The following is a 17331-nucleotide window of genomic DNA, read 5'->3' on the forward strand; positions in this document are numbered from 1 at the left end:
TCAAGGGGCGGATAATCAGCGCATGCGGATCTCGGCGAAGGCGGACTATGCGGTGCGGGCGGCATTGGAACTGGCGGCGACGGAGGAGGACACCTCCGTCAAGGCCGAGGCGATCGCCGCCGCGCAGGGCATCCCGCACAAGTTCCTCGAGGGGATCCTGGGCGATCTGCGCCGGGGCGGCCTGGTGGCCAGCCAGCGCGGCGGCAAGGGTGGCTACCGGCTGGCCCGCCCGGCGGACACCATCAGCATCGCCGAGGTGATCCGGGTGGTCGACGGCCCCCTGGTGTCGGTGCGCGGAGTGCGCCCGCCCGAGCTGTCGTACTGCGGACCCGCGGAGTCGCTGCTGCCGCTGTGGATCGCGGTACGGGCCAACGTACGCAAGATCCTCGGCGAGGTGACCCTCGCGGAGGTGGCCGCGGCCGAGCTGCCCGGCGACGTCCTGGGCCTCGCCGAGGACCCGGAGGCGTGGACCAACCCCTAGCGCCCGAACCGTCGGCGCCAAAGCCGCCCTACGAGCCGGCGTCCAGGCCGTCGACCATGCGGTCGAGCAGCCGCGCGAACGTGGCGTCGGGGGTGAGCGGGCGTACCGGGGCGGAGAGGGCCTCGGCGAGCTCCGGATGGTGTCCGTCGGCGGCCACCGCGGCGAGATAGCGGGCTTCGGCGGCGGCCCGCTCGGGCGAGGCGGAGAGCGCGGCCTGGGCGATCTCGTCGGCGACGAGCCTGGCGGCGAAACCCGTGATCAGGCTGAACACCTCCAGCTTCGCACCGCCGTCCAGTGCGGTGGGCCGCAGGGCGGCGAGCGCGTGTTCCAGGAAGGCCAAAGTGTTGGGCCCGAGGGACCAGCGGCGGTTGAACAGCGCGGTGGGCAGCCAGGGGTGGCGGAGCATCAGAGCCCGCTGGGCATGGGCGATGGCCTTCAGATCGGCACGCCAGTCGCCGGTCAGCGGGTCCGGCGGGGACAGCTCGCCGCTCACGTGGTCGACCATCAGCTGCAGCAGCGTCTCCTTGTCGGGAGCGTAGCTGTACAGCGACATGACCCCGGCGCCGACCTGCGAGGCCACCCGCCGCATGGTGACCGCGTCGATTCCCTCCGCGTCCGCGAGGGCGACCGCCGCGGCAGTGATCGCCGCCCGGCTGAAGGCGGGTTTGCGCCCCTTGCGGGGGCGGTCGGAGTTCAGCCACAGCTGCTGGGGGTCGACGCCTCCGGCGTCCGACCCGTCACCGCGCACCACGACCTGATCGCTCCTTCCCCGCCATGGCGACTTGCCCCGCCATGCCGACTTGCGGAATCCATCCAAGCATCTACTATTCTCGTACGCGGTACGGGATTAGGGGAGGGGAACGCGGGATGACGTCACACACGCGCGATGGAGTGTCCGGCGCCACGGACGGCGGGGCCGGAACCACCTGGGTCGCGCCCCCAGGCAAGCCGCCGCTGTCCGCACGGATGATGAGGGCGACCTGGCGCGGCCTTCCGGCCAAGCGGTACGAGGCGGGATGGGAGCCGGGCCTCGGGGTCCCGGCCGCCGACGGCAGCCTCCTCCGTACGGACCACTACTTCCCGCGCGCGGACGGCGACTTCCCCACCCTGCTGGTGCGCTCGCCCTACGGCAGGGGTGTGCCCTGGTCACCCATGTACGGCATGCTCTTCGCCGAGCAGGGCTTCCACGTCGTGCTGCAGAGCTGCCGCGGCACCGGTGGCTCGGGCGGCGAGTTCCACTTCTGGCGGAACGAGGCCGCCGACGGCCTGGCCACCGTGGACTGGCTGCGCGGCCGGCCCTGGTTCAACGGCGCGCTGGGCACCCTCGGCCCGAGCTACCTCGGCTATGTGCAGTGGGCGCTCGCCCTGGACCCGCCGCCGGAGCTGCGGGCGATGGTGGTGCAGGTCGGCCTGTACGACCCGCATGCCCTGTTCCACCGCAACGGCGCCCTGCAACTGGAGAACGCGCTGCTCGTCGGCTCCGGTATGACCTCCCAGCACCGGGGGTTCGGCCCCTTCCTCCGGGCCACGCTGCGGCTGCGGCGCCACTTCGCGGAGATGACCCGGGCGCTGCCGCTGCGCGGGTCGTACGTCCGCGGGCTCGGGGGTGAAGTGCCCTGGCTGGACGAGGTGATGTCACACCCGGACGCCGACGACCCGTTCTGGGAGGGCGCGTCCACGGGGAACGCCGCGGCCGGCTCGCGCGTCCCCACCTGTCTGATCAGCGGGTGGCAGGACGCGCTGGTGGACCAGACCTTCGAGCAGTACGGCCGGTTGCGCGGGGCGGGCTGCGACACCTCCCTGCTGGTCGGCCCCTGGACCCACGCCTCCGCGCTCCAGAAGGGCTGGCCGGAGGTCTTCGCCGAAAGCCTCGCCTGGCTGCGCGCGCATCTGTGCGACGACCGCTCGGGGCTGCGCCCGACCGGGGTGCGGGTGCACATCGGCGGTCAGGGGCACTGGCGGGACCTCGCCGAGTGGCCGCCGTCCCCGGCCGTCGGCCAGTGGTTCCCGGCGGGGGACGGGCGGCTCATCCGGCAGCCGTCCGAGACGTCCGTCCCGCTCGCGGCCTTCCGCTACGACCCGGCCGACCCCACCCCGTCCATCGGCGGGCCACTGCTCTCGGCTACCGCGGGGAGCCGTGACAACGGCGACCTCGAGGAGCGCCCCGATGTGCTGACGTTCACCAGTGAGCCGATGAACGAGCCCATGGACGTCCTCGGCCCGGCGACCGCACGGCTGCGGATCTCCACGGACACCGGGTACGCCGATGTCTTCGCCCGGCTGTGCGACGTCGACGGAAAGGGCCGCTCCGTCAATGTGTGCGACGGGCTGGTACGGCTGCCCACCACACCGGCGCACCCCCTGGAGGTCACCGTGCCGATGAGCTCCACCGCCCACCGCTTCGCCCCCGGCCACCGGGTCCGTCTCCAGATCAGCGGTGGCGCCCACCCGCGTTTCGCCCGCAACTCCGGAAGCGGCGAGCCGACGCTCGACGCGACCACTCTCACGCCCGTGCGCATCACCGTGCACGGGGGCTCGGCGCTGGAGCTGCCTCAGGCCCGCGCCGAATGATGAAACGGTCGCTGGCGCGCGGGGGGCGTCAGCGGCCGTCTCATCCGTCCACCACATAGCCGAGGGCCTTGTCGACCACATTGCGCAGAGGGCGGCCCTCGCGCCGTCGGAGCAGATTGTCGAGGAAGAGTTCGCCCAGGTCGGCGCGCCAGTCCGTGACCTCGCCCGCGGTGTGCGGGGAGACGATGACACCCGGCATCTCCCACAGGGGCGATTCCGCCGGGAGCGGCTCATGGGTGAAGACATCCAGCGCCGCCCCGGCCAGCCTGCCCTGGGCCAGGGCGTCCACGAGGGCCTGCTCGTCGACCAGCGGGCCACGCCCGACGTTGACCAGCCGGGCGCCCCGCTTCATCGCCGCAAGTACGGGCGCGTCGACCATGCCACGGGTGGCGGGGGTGAGCGGGGCGGCCAGGACCACGTAGTCCGCCTCGCCCAGCGCCTCGCGCAGGCCCGCCGGGCCGTGCACCACGCCGAAGTCCGGGTCGGCGGTCCGCGGTGTGCGGCCCGCGCCACTGACCCGCATGCCGACCGCGCGCAGCAGCCGGGCGACGGCCCGCCCGATGGAGCCGGTGCCCCAGACCAGGGCCGTACGGTTGCCGATGCGCTCGCTGTCCGAGGGGCGCCACTCCCGGCGGCGCTGATGCTCCCAGGTGCCGGGGAAGTCCTTGGCGAGGGAGAGGACCAGCCCCAGGACGTACTCGGCGATGGGCCGGTCGTAGACGCCCCGCGCATTGGTGAGCACCACCTCGGGGTTGCCGGTCAGCGCGGGGAAGAGGAACGGCTCCACCCCCGCCGCGGCCACATGCACCCAGCGCGGGGCCCTCGCCGGATCGTCCGGCCAGGCGCCGGCCACCGCGGAGGTCAGCGGCCACCACGCGAGCAGGGCGTCCGCGCCGGGGAGGAACAGCGGCAGCTCCTCCTCGGTGGCGTACACCGTCTCGGCGAGGGACTCGATCCGCGCCCGGTTGGGCGGCAGATGGTCCCGGTACAGGACGACCAGCCGGTCAGCCACGTCCGGCTCCCGCGGAGTCGGCCGCGGCGGTGGCATCGGTCATGACGGGGCTCCCACGGGCGTGACGGGTACGGGCGGACGCCTCAAGCGTGGCCGAGACCACGCCGGTGGACAACGGACAGAGTGTCCACCCGATGACGAGGGACGGAACACGGTGGACGTTGACGGTGGCCGACGGCTGAACCAGGGTGATGGCCAGCCGGAACGCGCCACCGGTCGCTCCGGAGCCCATCCCGTCCCCGTCTCCCCGGGGCGTTCCCTGTCCCCCTCTCCCCGGAGCCCGTCCCCGTCCCCGGGGCGCACCCCGCCCCGCAGCCGGCCTCCGCCGTAGCGCCCCTCCTCGTCCCCAGGAGATGCGAGCATGTCCCTTCCCAGAACCTCCCGCGATCCCTCCCGAGAGCCCCTCGCGGGCTCCGCCGCCACCCTGGACAACGCCCCCGTCACCGCCTTTCACCGCAGAATGGTCGCCGTCGCCATGGGCGGTCCGTTCTGCGACGGCTATCTGCTCGGCATCATGGGGGTGGCGCTCAGTCTGATCACCCCGGCCCTGGACCTGGACACGATGTGGACCGGGCTGGTGGCGGCGTCCGTCCTCGTCGGTGTCTTCCTCGGCGGTGTGGTGTTCGGCCCGATCACCGATCGGGTGGGCCGCCATCTGATGTATGTGCTCAACCTGGTCGCGTTCGTGATCGGTTCCGCGTTGCAGTTCTTCGTCACCGAGGCGTGGCAGCTGGTGGTGCTGCGGCTGTTCATCGGCATCGCGATCGGCGCCGACTACCCGATCGCCTCGGCCCTCACCACCGAGCTGGTGCCGCGCCGGATGCGCGGCCCCGCCCTGTCCGGGCTGGTCCTGGCCTGGTGGGTGGGGTACGGGGTCAGCTTCTGGGGCGGCTGGCTGCTGCTGGGCACCGGCGACGACGCCTGGCGCTGGATGCTCGCCTCCGGCGCGGTCCCCGCCGTGCTCTTCCTGCTCCTGCGGGCGGGCGTGCCCGAGTCGCCGCGCTGGCTGGCGTCGCGGGGACGGGTGGAGGAGGCCAGGGAGGTCGTACGCCGCCACCTCGGCCAGGAGGTCAGCGCCGAGGAGCTGCTGGCCGAGGTCCGCCAGGACCGGCGTGGCGGCTCCGGCCTCGGCAACCTCGCCGAGATCTTCCGCCGTGGCTATGGGATCCCCGTGCTGTTCTGCTCGCTGTTCTGGATCTGTCAGGTGGCGCCGGCCTTCGCGGTGCGGTCCTTCCAGCCGCAGATGCTGGAGTCCTTCGGGGTGACCGGTACCTTCGGCGCCAGCGCGCTGATCACCACGCTCGCGGTCGCCGGAACGGGCCTGGGGCTGGTCGTCGTCAACCGCATCGGCAGGCGTCCGCTGCTCATCGGCAGCTTCCTGTGCGTCAACGTCTCCCTGATCGCGCTCACCGTGCTGCCACTGCACTACGCGGCCCTGGTGGTGGCCCTCTTCGCCGCCTTCCAGTTCTTCGAGGCCGCGGGCAGCGGACTGCAGTTCGTCTACCCCAGCGAGCTGTTCCCCACCGACCTGAGGGCCACCGGCGTCGGCATCGCCACCGCCATGAGCCGGGTGGGCTCCGCCTCCAGCACCTTCCTGCTCCCGATGGCCACCGCCGACCTCGGGGTTCGCGGCACCCTCGCCATCGGGGTGGCCATCACGCTCATCGGCCTGGTGGTGTCCGTCGTCCTCGCCCCCGAGACCAAGAACCTCGGTCTGGCCGAAGCCAGCAGCCGTACCTGACGCTCCGTCAAACACCGTTCATCGGAAAGGACTCGCCCATGCGCAAGCTGGTCTCCTTCGACTGCTACCGCACGCTCATCAACTTCGACACCCGCACCGCCACCCACGAGATCGTCAAGGACCGGCTCGCCGAGCTCGGCGTGGACCCCGATCAGTTCCATCACGACGCGTATGTGATGCGCTTCCAGGGCGTCCTGGACGAGTACCTGCCCTACCGGGAAGTCGTCCGCCGCACCCTGCGCAATGTCATGACACTGCACGGCCTGGAGTACCGGGACGAGGACGGCGAGGCGCTGATCGACGCCATCAAGAAGTTCACCCCGTTCCGCGAGGTCCCCGACGCGCTGCGCCGCCTCAAGGGCGAGTACGACATCGCGATCCTCTCCAACAGCGAGGACGACCTGATCACTTACGCCGTCGAGGCGCTGGGCGTGGACTTCGACCATGTGCTCACCGCCGAACAGGCCGGTGCCTACAAGCCGCTGCCGCAGGCGTTCGAGTACCTCATGACGGCCACCGGCCGCGGCCCCGAGGACATCATCCACACCGCCCAGGGCTGGGAGTACGACATCATGCCGACCAAGCGGTACCCGGGCATGCGGCGGATCTGGGTGAACCGCTACGGCTTCCCCGGCTCGGAGGCCTTCCAGCCGTACGAGGAGATCAAGGACCTGTCCGAGCTGCCCCCGCTGCTCGGCGTCTGACCCCGGCCCCACCGCCACCCGCCCCACCGCCACCCGCCCCACCGCTCTTCGCCGCGAAGGGAATCCATGACCGCCACCACGGCCGGCCGGCCGGCACCGGTCAACGGCCGCGTCGCCCACTGGTTCGCCGAACTCCCCACCCCCCGCCCGGCGTTGCCCGGCGATCGCGACGCGGATGTGTGCGTCGTCGGCGCCGGACTGACCGGGCTGTGGACCGCGTATTACCTCAAGCAAGCCGACCCCGGTCTCCGGATCACCGTCCTGGAGGCCGAGTTCGCCGGATTCGGCGCCTCGGGCCGTAACGGCGGCTGGGCCTCCGGGCTGATCCCCGGCGCCCGCGACCGGATGGCCAGGGCCTACGGCAGGCCCGCGGTCCTGGACTGGCAGCGGGCCATGAACGAGGCGGTGGACGAGGTGATCGACGTGGCCGCCCGCGAGGGCATCGACGCGGGCATCGTCAAGGGCGGCACCCTGCGCGTGGCCCGAACCCCCGCCCAGGCCACCCGGCTGCGCCACAAGGTCGAACAGGACCATGAGTGGGGAGTGGCCGACTCGGTGCTGCTCACCCCCGCCGAATCCGCGGCGCGCATCCGTATCGACGGGGTCACCGCCGCCGCCTTCACCCCGCACTGCGCCCGGCTGCAGCCCGCGACCCTGGTCCGCGGCCTCGCCGGCACCGTCGAGCGGCTCGGTGTCACCATCCACGAGAAGTCCCCGGTCACCGCCATCGAACCGGGCCGTGCGATCACCGCGCACGGCACCGTACGGGCCCCCGTCGTGCTCCGGGCCACCGAGGGGTTCACCGCGTCCCTCAAGGGGCTGCGGCGCGCCTGGCTGCCCATGAACAGCTCCATGATCGTCACCGAGCCGCTGCCCGCCCGGATCTGGCGGGAGATCGGCTGGGAGGGCCGGGAGACCCTCGGGGACACCGCCCACGGCCATATGTACGCCCAGCGCACCGCCGACGACCGGATCGCGATCGGCGGGCGCGGGGTGCCCTACCGCTTCGGCTCGCGCACCGACCACGAGGGGCGGGTCGGCGAGCGCACGATCGGCCAGCTCACCCGGACCCTGGAGCGGATGCTGCCGCAGACTGCCGGGGCCCGGGTGGACCACGCCTGGTGCGGGGTGCTGGCCGTGCCCCGCGACTGGTCCGCCACGGTGGGCCTGGACCGGGCCACCGGACTCGGCTGGGCCGGTGGGTACGTCGGCCACGGAGTCACCTCCACCAACCTGGCCGCCCGCACCCTCACCGATCTGGTCCTGGCCCGCGACACCCGGCTCACCCGGCTGCCGTGGACCGGCCACGCCCCGGGCACCTGGGAGCCCGAGCCGTTCCGCTGGCTGGGGGTGCGCGGCCTGTACACCGCCTACCGCCTCGCCGATCGCCACGAGGCGGGCGGACGTGTCCGTACCTCACCCATCGCCACCATCGCCGACCTCATCGCACGCCGCCCGTGAGAGCCTGAGTCATATCCCCGGTCGGATCAGCGTGCGGCGTCTGGGGCGTGCGATCGCAAGGCGCCGGAGCGCCCTCGTGGCGGAGCCACTTGGGCGTTTCGGTAACGCGGCGAGCGTGCGTGCCAGGCGTCGCACGCCCGGCCGGGGATATGACACAGGCTCTGAGGCCGGGCGCCGCCGCGTCCGGGCCGGTCCGACGGCCCTGGGCGCGGCGGCCCGGCTCTGCGATGATGAGCGGTATCCGGAGGGAGTCCGTCCAGATGCCGTTGCTCACGGTTGCCGACGTCCTGCGCCTTCCCGTCATCGTCGCGGGACTTCCCCGTGTGATGGCCGGTGAGGAGCGGCTGGCCCGTGCGGTCCGCTGGGTGCACGTCACCGAGCTGCTCGACCCCGCCTCGTTCCTCGAAGGCGGTGAGCTGGTGTTGACCACCGGCATGCCCCAGCCCAACGACCCCAGCCGGTTGCGCGGCTATGTGGACCAGCTGGCCGACATCGGTGCCGCGGGGCTCGTGGTGGAGCTCGGCCGCCGCTACCAGCAGGTGCCACCGGACCTGGTGGCCGCCTGCCGCGCCCGGGACCTCCCCCTGATCGTCCTGTCCCGTGGCATCCGCTTCATCGAGGTGACCCAGACCGTCCACGCGCTGATCCTCGACGCGCAGGGCGAACTGCTGCGCCGCTCCCAGCAGGTGCATGAGATCTTCACCGGGCTGACGCTGCGCAACGCCGAACCGGATGAGCTGGTGCGCGCCGCCGCCGATCTGATGGGCCGCCCGGTGGTCCTGGAGAACCTGCTGCACCACGCGGTGTTCTCCTGCACGGCGGGCGGCACGGCAGGCCAGATCCTGGAGGCGTGGCAGCGCCGCTCCCGTGCCACGCCGACCCCCGACACCACGCAGGCCAGCGGACCGGAGGGCTGGCTGGTGGCCCCCGTCGAGCACGACGGCCGGCGCTGGGGGAGACTGGTGGCGGTGCCGAACGCGGCCGCCCCCGCGGCCGACCCGGAACACACCATGATCCTGGGACGGGCCGCCACCGCCCTCACCCTCGCCCGGCTGACCGGCCACACCCAGTGGGACCGCCAGGCCCACACCTGCGCCCTGCTGGAGCTGCTGCGCTGGAGCTACCGCGGCCGCACCGAGGCACGCATCCGCATCGAGGCCCTCGGCATACCGGTCGTCGGCCACCGCCTGATCGCCCTCGCCATCGGCCACCACGGCGCCACCGCCGATGGGACGGGCCTGGACGACCGGCTCGCCGACGCCCTTCAGGGCGCCGGCACCCGGGCCCTGGTGGGGCGGCTCTCCCCGGACCGGACCGGGGTGCTGCTCGCCCTGGCCCGCGCCAGCGCCTGGCAGCCGGTGGTGGAGCGGGTCAGCCGACTCACCGAGGAGACCCTGGGCGCGCCGGCGGTGGTGGCGGTCGGACCGGGGGTGACCGAGATCGACCAGGTGGCGAGGGCGTTCCGGGAGGCCGAGGAGGTCGTGGACGCCATCGGCCCCACCACCCCGCACCGGCCGTTCCACGTGCCCTCCGACGTCGGACTGCCCGAGCTGCTGTACGCGCTCCGCGACGACATCCGTGTGCAGAGGTACGTCGAGCACCAGCTGGGCAGGCTGATCGAGTACGACGAGCGCCACGCGGGCGATCTGCTGACCACGCTGCGCCACTACCTCGCCGCGGGCAACAAGTCCATCGCCGCCAAACAGATCGGCCTGTCCCGCCAGGCGTTCTACCAGCGACTGCACACCATCGAACGGCTTCTCGGCCGCGACCTGGAGTCCGGTGTGCAGCGCACCCAGCTCCATGTCGCCGTCACCGCCCTGGACACGCTGACGGCGTCCGGCGCGGGAGGATGGGGCGTATGACATCCGAGACCGGCTATCTGCTGGACAACCGGCAGCGCGAGGCCGGCCGGCGCTTCGACGCGCTGGCCGAGCTCTTCGACCCCTGGACCCTGGACCACCTCGACCAGCTCGGCCTGGCCGCCGGATGGCGCTGCTGGGAGGTGGGGGCGGGCGGGCCCTCGGTGCCCACCGCCCTCGCCGAGCGGGTCGGGCCCACCGGGCAGGTGCTGGTGACCGACATCGACACCGCCTGGCTCACGGAGCTGTCCGGCCCGGCCACCGGACCGGTCGAGGTGCGGCGCCATGACGTGGCCCGCGACGAACCACCGGGCGACGGCTTCGACCTCGTCCACGTCCGGCTGGTGCTGGTGCACCTGCCCGACCGGGCCGAGGCGCTGCGGCGGATGGCCGGGGCGGTGCGGCCGGGCGGATGGCTGGTGGTGGAGGACGCCGACCCGGCGCTCCAGCCTCTGGCCTGCCCCGATGAGCGGGGCCCGGCCGAGGAGCTGGCCAACCGGATCCGCCGCGGATTCCGCGCGCTGCTCGCCGAGCGCGGTGTGGACCTCGCCTTCGGCCGCACCCTGCCCGCCCAGCTGCGCGGCGCCGGGCTGCACGACGTACGCGCCGAGGGCTGCTTCCCGCTGACCTCCCCGGCCTGCCGGGAGCTGGAGGCGGCCACCGTGCGTCAACTGCGCGGGCGACTGGTGGCGGGCGGCCTGGCCACCGAGCGGGAGATCGAGCGCCATCTGGACCATCTGCGCGGCGAGGGCATGGACGTCACCACCGCCCCGCTCATCACCTGCTGGGGCCGGCGCCCGCACTGACACAGGCTCTGAGCGCCGAACGCCCCGGGAATCCGCGCTCAGTCGAGCAGACCGAGTTGGCTCGCCGCCCGGATCGCCAGCCAGACCTCGGCGAACGCGCCGGTGGTGGACAGATCGCGGCCGGTCAGCTCGCTGAAGCGGCGCAGCCGGTAGGCGAGCGTATTGGGGTGCACATGGAGCGCCGCGGCCGCCTCGTCAGTACGGCGGTCGCGCTCCATCCAGGTGCGCACCGACGTCAGCAGCCGTGAGCCGTGGCCGGTGTCGTAGCGCAGCGCCTCGCCCAGCACATGTTCGACCAGATCGGTGAGCGCGGCCGGGTCGTCGGGCAGCCAGCGGCCGGTGACATCGTCGCCGTACCGCACGAGGGCGCGGCCGGAGGCGACGGCGTGGGACGACGCCCACAGCGCCTCGCGCTGGGCGATCCGCAGCGGGGAGCCGGGGCTGAACGGGCGGCTCGTCCCGGCGGCCACACCCGGCAGCGACTCGACCGCCTCGCCCAGGTCGGGCGAGCCGAGCAGATAGCGGTCCTCGCCGCGTTTGAGCAGCAGACACGGCTGATCCTCCAGCGCCCGCAGCACGGCATCCTCGGTGACGCCCCTGACCACCGCCAGCACGGTCTCGCCCTCGATGGAGTGGCGCAGCAGATGGCGGCGCGCCACCGCGGGTTCGAGGGCGCCCTGGAGCAGCTCGGCGAGGATCTCCGCGCCCTCGCGGCGCAGCGTCTCCCGCTCGGTGCGGACCATGGCGAGCTGGAGGGCGGCCACCGTGGCGATGTGCTGCACCACGGCGAGCCCCGCCGGGCGCGCGCCCTCCCGTTCGAAGGCGATGAGGAAACCCGCCGGGCCACCGGGGGAGGGGACCGGGAGGGCGAAGCCACCGGGGATGGTCGGCGGGGCGTCCGTCGAGCCGGGGATCACCGACGCGTCGGGCGCGGGCACACCCGGCAGCAGCGGCCGGCCCTGGGTGGTGCACAGATAGATGTCGTAGCCGGACAGCTTCTCCAGCCGGCCGAACAGCGTCGCGGTGTCCAGGTTCTCCGAGGTCAGCCAGCGCAGCGCGCCGAACACCTGCAGCTGGGCGCCCAGCCGGTGGCGGGCGTCCTCCTGGACGGCGGCGGCCACTTCCTGCGCCACCGCCATGAACGGCACGGCCAGCGGGATCTCCAGGACCGGCATCCCCCGCTCCTCGGCGGCGTCGAAGAACGCCCGGCGCAGCGGGGGCATCCGCAGCTGGGCGGAGACCGCCAGGGCGGCCACCCCGGCGTCGTCCAGCCGCTCCAGATAGGCGCGCTGCCCGGCCGCCGAGCGGGGCATCGCTATCCCCGTCGTCATGATCATCTCGGAGCCGAGCAGCCAGGGCGTGGGGTCGTCCAGCTCGCTCACATGCGCCCAGGACACCGAGCGGTGCAGCCCCGCGCCACCCGCGATCAACCGCAGTTGCAGGGCCGGATACGACAGCAGATCGTCGACCGTCACACCCTGCTCTTTGTCGTTCACCACAAATTGAGCCTAACTCTTTGTCTCGGCAACGATTGTCGCGCGGTTCCTCCGCTGTGCAGACTCGCTCGACCGGACCCCACCGGCGCACGTCAAGAAGGGACCGCAACACCATGACCGAACCCCGAGGGCCCGTCGACTCCTCCCGGGTCCCGCGCTTCGCCGGCCCGGCCACCTTCGCCAGGCTGCCCCGCCTCGACGAGGTCGCGGGGGCCGACGTGGCGGTGGTGGGCGTCCCGTTCGACGGCGGTGTCTCCTACCGCCCCGGCGCCCGCTTCGGGCCCGCCGCGGTCCGCGAGGCCAGTCGGCTGCTGCGCCCCTACCACCCGGGCCTGGACGTGTCCCCGTTCGCCACCCAGCAGGTGGCCGACGCCGGTGACATCGCCGTCAACCCCTTCGACATCGGCGAGGCCATCGAGACCATCCAGGACGCCGCGGGCAGCCTCCAGACCGAAGGAACCCGCCTGGTCACCATCGGTGGCGACCACACCATCGCGCTTCCGCTGCTGCGTGCCGCCGCAACGAGGCACGGCCCCGTCGCGGTGCTCCACTTCGACGCCCACCTGGACACCTGGGACACCTACTTCGGCGCCGAGCACACCCACGGCACCCCGTTCCGCCGGGCCGTGGAGGAGGGCATCGTCGACACCTCCGCCCTCTCGCACGTCGGCACCCGCGGCCCGCTGTACGGAAAGCAGGACCTCACCGAGGACGAGAAGCTGGGCTTCGGCATCGTCACCTCCGCCGATGTCTACCGGCGCGGCGCCGACGAGGTGGCCGACCAGCTGCGCCAGCGCATCGGCGACCGGCCGCTGTACGTCTCCATCGACATCGACTGCCTCGACCCGGCCCACGCCCCCGGCACCGGCACCCCCGAGGCGGGCGGCCTGACCTCGCGCGAGCTCCTGGAGATCCTTCGCGGACTGGCCGGGTGCCATCTGATCGGCGCGGATGTGGTGGAGGTGGCGCCCGCCTACGACCACGCCGAGATCACCTCGGTCGCGGCCTCCCACGTCGCCTACGACCTGATCAGCCTGCTCGCACTCCAAGGGAAGCGGGAGAAGACGGATGAGTGACTCCCCGGCACTGACCGAGGTCGAGAGTTACGGGGTCGAGCGCATCCCTGACGCGGACCGCAGCGCGACCCCCTTCGACCTGTTCCGCGTCGCGTTCGGCGGCGCCAACACCTTCGCCACCTGTGTGCTCGGGGCCTTTCCGATCCTCTTCGGGCTCTCCTTCTGGCAGGGCCTGGCGGCGACCCTGCTCGGCGTGGTGGGCGGCTCCCTGATCCTCGCCCCGCTCGCCGTGTTCGGCCCGTGCAACGGCACCAACAACGCCGTCTCGTCCTCGGCACACCTGGGGGTGCACGGGCGGATCGTCGGCTCGTTCCTGTCGCTGCTCACCGCCATCGCGTTCTTCTCCATCTCGGTGTGGTCCTCCGGTGACGCGCTGGTCGGCGGCGCTCACCGGCTGATGGACGTGCCACAGAACGACGGGGTGTTCGCCCTCGCCTACGGCGTCTTCGGGGCGCTGGTGCTGACGGTGTGCGTGTACGGCTTCCGGTTCATGCTCTTCGTCAACAAGATCGCGGTGGTGGCGGCCTCGACGCTGTTCGTCCTCGGCTTCTTCGCCTTCGTGGGGGACTTCGACCCCGGCTACCAGGGGTCGTTCCCCTCGGCGTCCACGGCCGGGTTCTGGCCCGCGTTCATCGGCTCGGCGCTGATCGTGCTGTCCAACCCGGTGTCCTTCGGCGCCTTCCTCGGCGACTGGGCGCGCTACATCCCCGCCGACACCTCGCGCCGCAAGGTCGTCGCGGCGGCCTTCGCCTCGCAGATCGCCACCATCCTCCCGTTCTTCTTCGGCCTGGCCACCGCCTCGATCATCGCCAAGAAGGCCGCCCCGTACATGGACGCGGGCGCGCCGAACTACGTCGGCGGACTGCTGGCCATCTCGCCCGGCTGGTACTTCCTGCCGGTGTGCCTGCTCGCGCTCATCGGCGGCTTGTCCACCGGTACCACCTCGCTCTACGGCACCGGCCTGGACTTCTCCAGCGTGTTCACCCGGTTCAGCCGGGTGCAGGCCACGCTGTTCGTCGGGGTGCTCTCGATCGGGTTCATCTTCCTGGGCCGGTTCGCCGCCAATCTGTCCCAGTCCATCTCCACCTTCGCCACGCTGATCATCACCTGCACCGCCCCCTGGATGATCATCATGGTGCTCGGCTATGTGACCCGGCGCGGCTGGTACGACCCCGATTCGCTCCAGGTGTTCAACCGGCGCCAGCGCGGCGGCCGCTACTGGTTCCACCACGGCTGGAACTGGCGCGGCATGGGCGCCTGGCTGACCGCGGCGGTGCTCGCCCTGCTGTTCGTCAACGTCCCCGGCCAGTTCGTCGGGCCGCTCGGCGATCTGGCCGACGGCGCGGACATCTCGCTGCCGGTGGGACTCGTCACCGCCTCGCTCCTCTATCTGGCGCTGCTGTGGCTCTTCCCCGAGCCGCGCGAGGTGTACGGGCCCGAGGGGCCGCGGCTGGTCCGCGCCTCGGACGCGCCCGTACCGCCGATCACCACGGAGGCCGGTGCGCCCGTGCCCGCGATGGCGGAAGGAGCGTGAGGCCACCGTGCGCCTCATCGACCTCTCCGTACCCGTAGCCACGGACATGCCGGTCTACCCCGGCGATCCGCGGGTGGCCATCGCCCCCGCGCTGAGCGTCGCCGCCGACGGGGTGAATGTGCTGCACCTGGACATGGGGTCGCAGTCCGGCACCCATGTCGACGCCCCGTTCCACATCGACGACGCGCTGCCCACCCTCGACCGGCTGCCCCTGGAACGCTTCTGGGGCCGGGCGGTGGTGGTGGACGCCCGTGGCGCGGAGCCCCGGACACCGCTCGGACCGGCCCTGTTCGAGGGCCGGCTGCGGGCCGGGGCCATCGTGCTGGTGGCCACCGGCTGGTCACGGCACTGGGGCCACGACGAGTACCTCGCCCATCCGTATCTCACCCCGGAGGCCGCCGAACTCATCGTGGACGCCGGGATCCGCACCGTCGGCATCGACGCGCTGAGCGTCGATGCCACCCCCGCCGACGACCTCCCCGCCCACCGGATCCTGTGCGGTGCCCACGCCGTCATCGCCGAGAACCTCACCGGTCTCGACCCCCTGCTCGACGCGCAGACGGCGGGAGAGCCCATCGAGGTCTCCCTGCTGCCGCTGCGGCTCCCCGCCGCCGATGGCGCCCCGGTACGGGCCGTGGCCCGCGTCGGCTGAACCACCCACGCAAGGAGCACCACCCCATGCACGACGAGGTTATGCGGGCCGCCGACGCCCTGGTGGCGGCGTTCGGCGAAGGCCGCCTCGACGACTACTTCGCGGCGTTCGCGCCCGACGCCACGTTCGTCTTCCACACCACCTCCGAACGCCTCAGCTCCACCGCGGACTACCGGGCCCTGTGGGACCGCTGGGTCGCGGAGGACGACTTCCGCGTCCTGTCCTGCACCTCCACCGACCGGCTGGTCCAACTCCTCGGTGACAGCGCGGTGTTCACCCATCTGGTGGAGACCACGGTGAGCACCACGGCCGGTGCGGAGACCACTCACGAGCGCGAGACCATCGTCTTCCGCCGGCAGACCCACGGCCACTGGCTGGCCGTGCACGAACACCTCTCGGCAGCGCCCGGCACGACGACGGCCACAGCCATGCCCACGACGACGGCCACGAGCACGGAAACGGAACGATGAGCGAGCTTCTCGTACTGCGCAACCACATCGACGGCGAGTACACCGACGCGGCCGACGGCCGCCGCCTGGAGGTCACCGACCCCGTCACCGGCGAGGTGTACGCCACCTCGCCCCGGTCCGGCGCCGCCGACGTCGACGCCGCGATGGCCGCCGCCGCGGCGGCCTTCCCCGCCTGGCGCGACGCCACCCCGTCCACCCGGCAGAAGCTGCTGCTGAAGATCGCGGACGCGGTCGAGGCGCGGGCGGAGGAGATCGCGGACGCGGAGTGCCGCAACACCGGAAAGCCGCGCGCCCTCACCCTCACCGAGGAGATCGGCCCGATCGTCGACCAGATCCGGTTCTTCGCGGGAGCCGCGCGTCTGCTGGAGGGCCGGGCGGCGGGCGAGTACATGGAGGGTCTGACCTCGATCGTCCGGCGTGAGCCGATCGGGGTGTGCGCCCAGGTCGCGCCCTGGAACTACCCGCTGATGATGGGCGTGTGGAAGTTCGCCCCGGCCCTCGCCGCGGGCAACACCGTCGTCCTCAAACCGTCGGACACCACCCCGGCGTCCACCGCGCTGCTCGCGGGCATCATCGGCGACATCCTCAAGGAGCTGGGCCTTCCGGCCGGTATCTTCAACGTGGTGTGCGGCGACCGCGAGACCGGCCGGCTGATGGTCGAGCACCCCACCCCGGCGATGGCGGCCATCACCGGCTCGGTGCGCGCGGGCATGCAGGTCGCCGCGTCCGCGGCGAAGGACATCAAGCGGGTCCACCTCGAACTAGGCGGCAAGGCCCCGGCGGTGGTCTTCGAGGACGCCGACATCGCGGCGGCCGTCGAGGGCATCTCCCTCGCCGGATTCTTCAACGCCGGCCAGGACTGCACCGCGGCCACGCGTGTCCTCGTCCACGAGTCCATCCACGACGCGTTCGTGAGCGCGCTCGCCAAGGCCGCTGCCGCTACAGGGACGGGCGGTGGCATCGACGACGAGGACGTGCTGTACGGGCCGTTGAACAACGCCAACCAGCTGGCCCAGGTCACCGGCTTCATCGACCGGCTGCCCGCGCACGCCACCGTTGAGACGGGCGGCCACCGGATCGGTGACAGGGGCTTCTTCTACGCGCCCACCGTGGTCTCCGGGCTCGAGCAGGACGACGAGATCATCCAGAACGAGGTCTTCGGCCCGGTCATCACCGTGCAGTCCTTCCGCGACGAGGCCGAGGCCGTCGGGTACGCCAACGGCGTGGAGTACGCGCTGGCCTCGTCGGTGTGGACCAAGGACCACGCCCGCGCGATGCGGATGTCCAGGACCCTGGACTTCGGCTGCGTCTGGATCAACACCCATATGATCCTCGCCGCCGAGATGCCGCACGGCGGCTACAAGAAGTCCGGTTACGGCAAGGACCTCTCCGCGTACGGCTTCGAGGACTACACCCGCGTCAAGCACGTCATGACGGCCCTCTGAACAACCGCCGCCACTCCGGC

At 72.4% G+C, this 17331-nt stretch carries 16 protein-coding genes; 12 read left to right on the top strand and 4 right to left on the bottom strand.

Going from position 1 to position 17331, the window contains the following annotated elements; all coding sequences use genetic code 11:
• Positions 1 to 22: 22 nt before the first annotated feature.
• Positions 23 to 481: an RrF2 family transcriptional regulator gene (locus J2Z30_RS07670; RefSeq protein WP_044579921.1), complete on the top strand. Its 459-nt coding sequence runs from the start codon at positions 23 to 25 to the stop codon at positions 479 to 481.
• 28 nt (positions 482 to 509) lie between these two features.
• Here the strand turns inward: J2Z30_RS07670 and J2Z30_RS07675 are convergent, their stop codons facing one another.
• Entirely contained in the window at positions 510 to 1232 is a 723-nt protein-coding gene (locus J2Z30_RS07675) for a TetR/AcrR family transcriptional regulator C-terminal domain-containing protein (RefSeq protein WP_044579923.1), read from the bottom strand.
• 218 nt (positions 1233 to 1450) lie between these two features.
• On the opposite strand from J2Z30_RS07675, the gene J2Z30_RS07680 reads away from it, so the two are divergent.
• Positions 1451 to 3052 carry a CocE/NonD family hydrolase gene (locus J2Z30_RS07680; protein ID WP_245387751.1) on the top strand — a complete coding sequence of 534 codons (1602 nt, stop codon included), beginning with the start codon at positions 1451 to 1453 and terminating at the stop codon, positions 3050 to 3052.
• A gap of 40 nt (positions 3053 to 3092) precedes the next feature.
• Here J2Z30_RS07680 and J2Z30_RS07685 read toward each other — a convergent pair whose 3' ends face one another.
• Both J2Z30_RS07685 and J2Z30_RS07690 read right to left on the bottom strand, forming a co-directional pair.
• Positions 3093 to 4064, bottom strand: coding sequence for a D-2-hydroxyacid dehydrogenase (locus J2Z30_RS07685; protein ID WP_209468600.1), 972 nt, complete (start codon positions 4062 to 4064; stop codon positions 3093 to 3095).
• Positions 4057 to 4296, bottom strand: coding sequence for a hypothetical protein (locus tag J2Z30_RS07690; protein ID WP_044579930.1), 240 nt, complete (start codon positions 4294 to 4296; stop codon positions 4057 to 4059). Before J2Z30_RS07690 ends, J2Z30_RS07685 begins: the two co-directional genes overlap by 8 nt.
• A 129-nt stretch (positions 4297 to 4425) precedes the next feature.
• Here J2Z30_RS07690 and J2Z30_RS07695 point away from each other — a divergent pair, with 129 nt between their 5' ends.
• The 5 genes from J2Z30_RS07695 to J2Z30_RS07715 all read left to right on the top strand — a co-directional run bounded on the left by J2Z30_RS07695 (position 4426) and on the right by J2Z30_RS07715 (position 10638).
• Positions 4426 to 5805, top strand: a complete 1380-nt coding sequence (locus J2Z30_RS07695; protein ID WP_044579932.1) for an MFS transporter — start codon at positions 4426 to 4428, stop codon at positions 5803 to 5805.
• Between the two features lie 38 nt (positions 5806 to 5843).
• Positions 5844 to 6509 carry an HAD-IA family hydrolase gene (locus tag J2Z30_RS07700; protein ID WP_044579934.1) on the top strand — a complete coding sequence of 222 codons (666 nt, stop codon included), beginning with the start codon at positions 5844 to 5846 and terminating at the stop codon, positions 6507 to 6509.
• A 66-nt stretch (positions 6510 to 6575) separates the two neighbouring features.
• Entirely contained in the window at positions 6576 to 7970 is a 1395-nt protein-coding gene (locus tag J2Z30_RS07705; protein ID WP_044579936.1) for an NAD(P)/FAD-dependent oxidoreductase, read from the top strand.
• Positions 7971 to 8230: 260 nt separating this feature from the next.
• On the top strand, positions 8231 to 9835 hold the full coding sequence (locus tag J2Z30_RS07710) for a PucR family transcriptional regulator (RefSeq protein WP_044579940.1): 1605 nt from the start codon (positions 8231 to 8233) through the stop codon (positions 9833 to 9835).
• On the top strand, positions 9832 to 10638 hold the full coding sequence (locus tag J2Z30_RS07715) for a class I SAM-dependent methyltransferase (protein WP_044579942.1): 807 nt from the start codon (positions 9832 to 9834) through the stop codon (positions 10636 to 10638). The genes J2Z30_RS07710 and J2Z30_RS07715 overlap by 4 nt, the downstream gene beginning before the upstream one ends.
• Before the next feature lie 38 nt (positions 10639 to 10676).
• Here the strand turns inward: J2Z30_RS07715 and J2Z30_RS07720 are convergent, their stop codons facing one another.
• Entirely contained in the window at positions 10677 to 12137 is a 1461-nt protein-coding gene (locus tag J2Z30_RS07720) for a PucR family transcriptional regulator (protein ID WP_078957129.1), read from the bottom strand.
• Between the two features lie 110 nt (positions 12138 to 12247).
• Here J2Z30_RS07720 and speB point away from each other — a divergent pair, with 110 nt between their 5' ends.
• Genes speB through J2Z30_RS07745 form a run of 5 tightly spaced genes read left to right on the top strand, consistent with a single transcriptional unit; the run spans position 12248 to position 17311 of the window.
• Positions 12248 to 13210 carry an agmatinase gene (speB, locus tag J2Z30_RS07725; RefSeq protein ID WP_044579944.1) on the top strand — a complete coding sequence of 321 codons (963 nt, stop codon included), beginning with the start codon at positions 12248 to 12250 and terminating at the stop codon, positions 13208 to 13210.
• Positions 13203 to 14744: a purine-cytosine permease family protein gene (locus J2Z30_RS07730; protein ID WP_044579946.1), complete on the top strand. Its 1542-nt coding sequence runs from the start codon at positions 13203 to 13205 to the stop codon at positions 14742 to 14744. The genes speB and J2Z30_RS07730 overlap by 8 nt, the downstream gene beginning before the upstream one ends.
• A 7-nt stretch (positions 14745 to 14751) precedes the next feature.
• The gene (locus tag J2Z30_RS07735) at positions 14752 to 15396 is read left to right on the top strand and encodes a cyclase family protein (RefSeq protein ID WP_078957433.1); all 645 of its coding nucleotides are present in this window, start codon (positions 14752 to 14754) and stop codon (positions 15394 to 15396) included.
• 26 nt (positions 15397 to 15422) lie between these two features.
• Positions 15423 to 15866 (top strand): YybH family protein, encoded by a 444-nt coding sequence (locus J2Z30_RS07740; RefSeq protein ID WP_044579948.1) that lies wholly within the window; start codon positions 15423 to 15425, stop codon positions 15864 to 15866.
• Positions 15863 to 17311 (top strand): gamma-aminobutyraldehyde dehydrogenase, encoded by a 1449-nt coding sequence (locus J2Z30_RS07745; RefSeq protein ID WP_044579950.1) that lies wholly within the window; start codon positions 15863 to 15865, stop codon positions 17309 to 17311. Before J2Z30_RS07740 ends, J2Z30_RS07745 begins: the two co-directional genes overlap by 4 nt.
• Positions 17312 to 17331 lie beyond the last annotated feature (20 nt).

This window comes from Streptomyces iranensis, from assembly GCF_017874715.1.
Classification (GTDB): domain Bacteria; phylum Actinomycetota; class Actinomycetes; order Streptomycetales; family Streptomycetaceae; genus Streptomyces; species Streptomyces iranensis.

What these genes read in the sequence shown, in the direction of transcription:
- J2Z30_RS07680 (WP_245387751.1), top strand. Translation starts at nt 1,451, where the DNA reads ATGAGGGCGACCTGGCGCGGCCTTCCGGCCAAGCGGTACGAGGCGGGA.
- J2Z30_RS07715 (WP_044579942.1), top strand. Translation starts at nt 9,832, where the DNA reads ATGACATCCGAGACCGGCTATCTGCTGGACAACCGGCAGCGCGAGGCC.
- J2Z30_RS07690 (WP_044579930.1), bottom strand. Translation starts at nt 4,296, where the DNA reads ATGGGCTCCGGAGCGACCGGTGGCGCGTTCCGGCTGGCCATCACCCTG.
- J2Z30_RS07740 (WP_044579948.1), top strand. Translation starts at nt 15,423, where the DNA reads ATGCACGACGAGGTTATGCGGGCCGCCGACGCCCTGGTGGCGGCGTTC.
- J2Z30_RS07745 (WP_044579950.1), top strand. Translation starts at nt 15,863, where the DNA reads ATGAGCGAGCTTCTCGTACTGCGCAACCACATCGACGGCGAGTACACC.
- J2Z30_RS07670 (WP_044579921.1), top strand. Translation starts at nt 23, where the DNA reads ATGCGGATCTCGGCGAAGGCGGACTATGCGGTGCGGGCGGCATTGGAA.
- J2Z30_RS07700 (WP_044579934.1), top strand. Translation starts at nt 5,844, where the DNA reads ATGCGCAAGCTGGTCTCCTTCGACTGCTACCGCACGCTCATCAACTTC.
- J2Z30_RS07695 (WP_044579932.1), top strand. Translation starts at nt 4,426, where the DNA reads ATGTCCCTTCCCAGAACCTCCCGCGATCCCTCCCGAGAGCCCCTCGCG.
- J2Z30_RS07710 (WP_044579940.1), top strand. Translation starts at nt 8,231, where the DNA reads ATGCCGTTGCTCACGGTTGCCGACGTCCTGCGCCTTCCCGTCATCGTC.
- J2Z30_RS07705 (WP_044579936.1), top strand. Translation starts at nt 6,576, where the DNA reads ATGACCGCCACCACGGCCGGCCGGCCGGCACCGGTCAACGGCCGCGTC.
- speB (WP_044579944.1), top strand. Translation starts at nt 12,248, where the DNA reads ATGACCGAACCCCGAGGGCCCGTCGACTCCTCCCGGGTCCCGCGCTTC.
- J2Z30_RS07730 (WP_044579946.1), top strand. Translation starts at nt 13,203, where the DNA reads ATGAGTGACTCCCCGGCACTGACCGAGGTCGAGAGTTACGGGGTCGAG.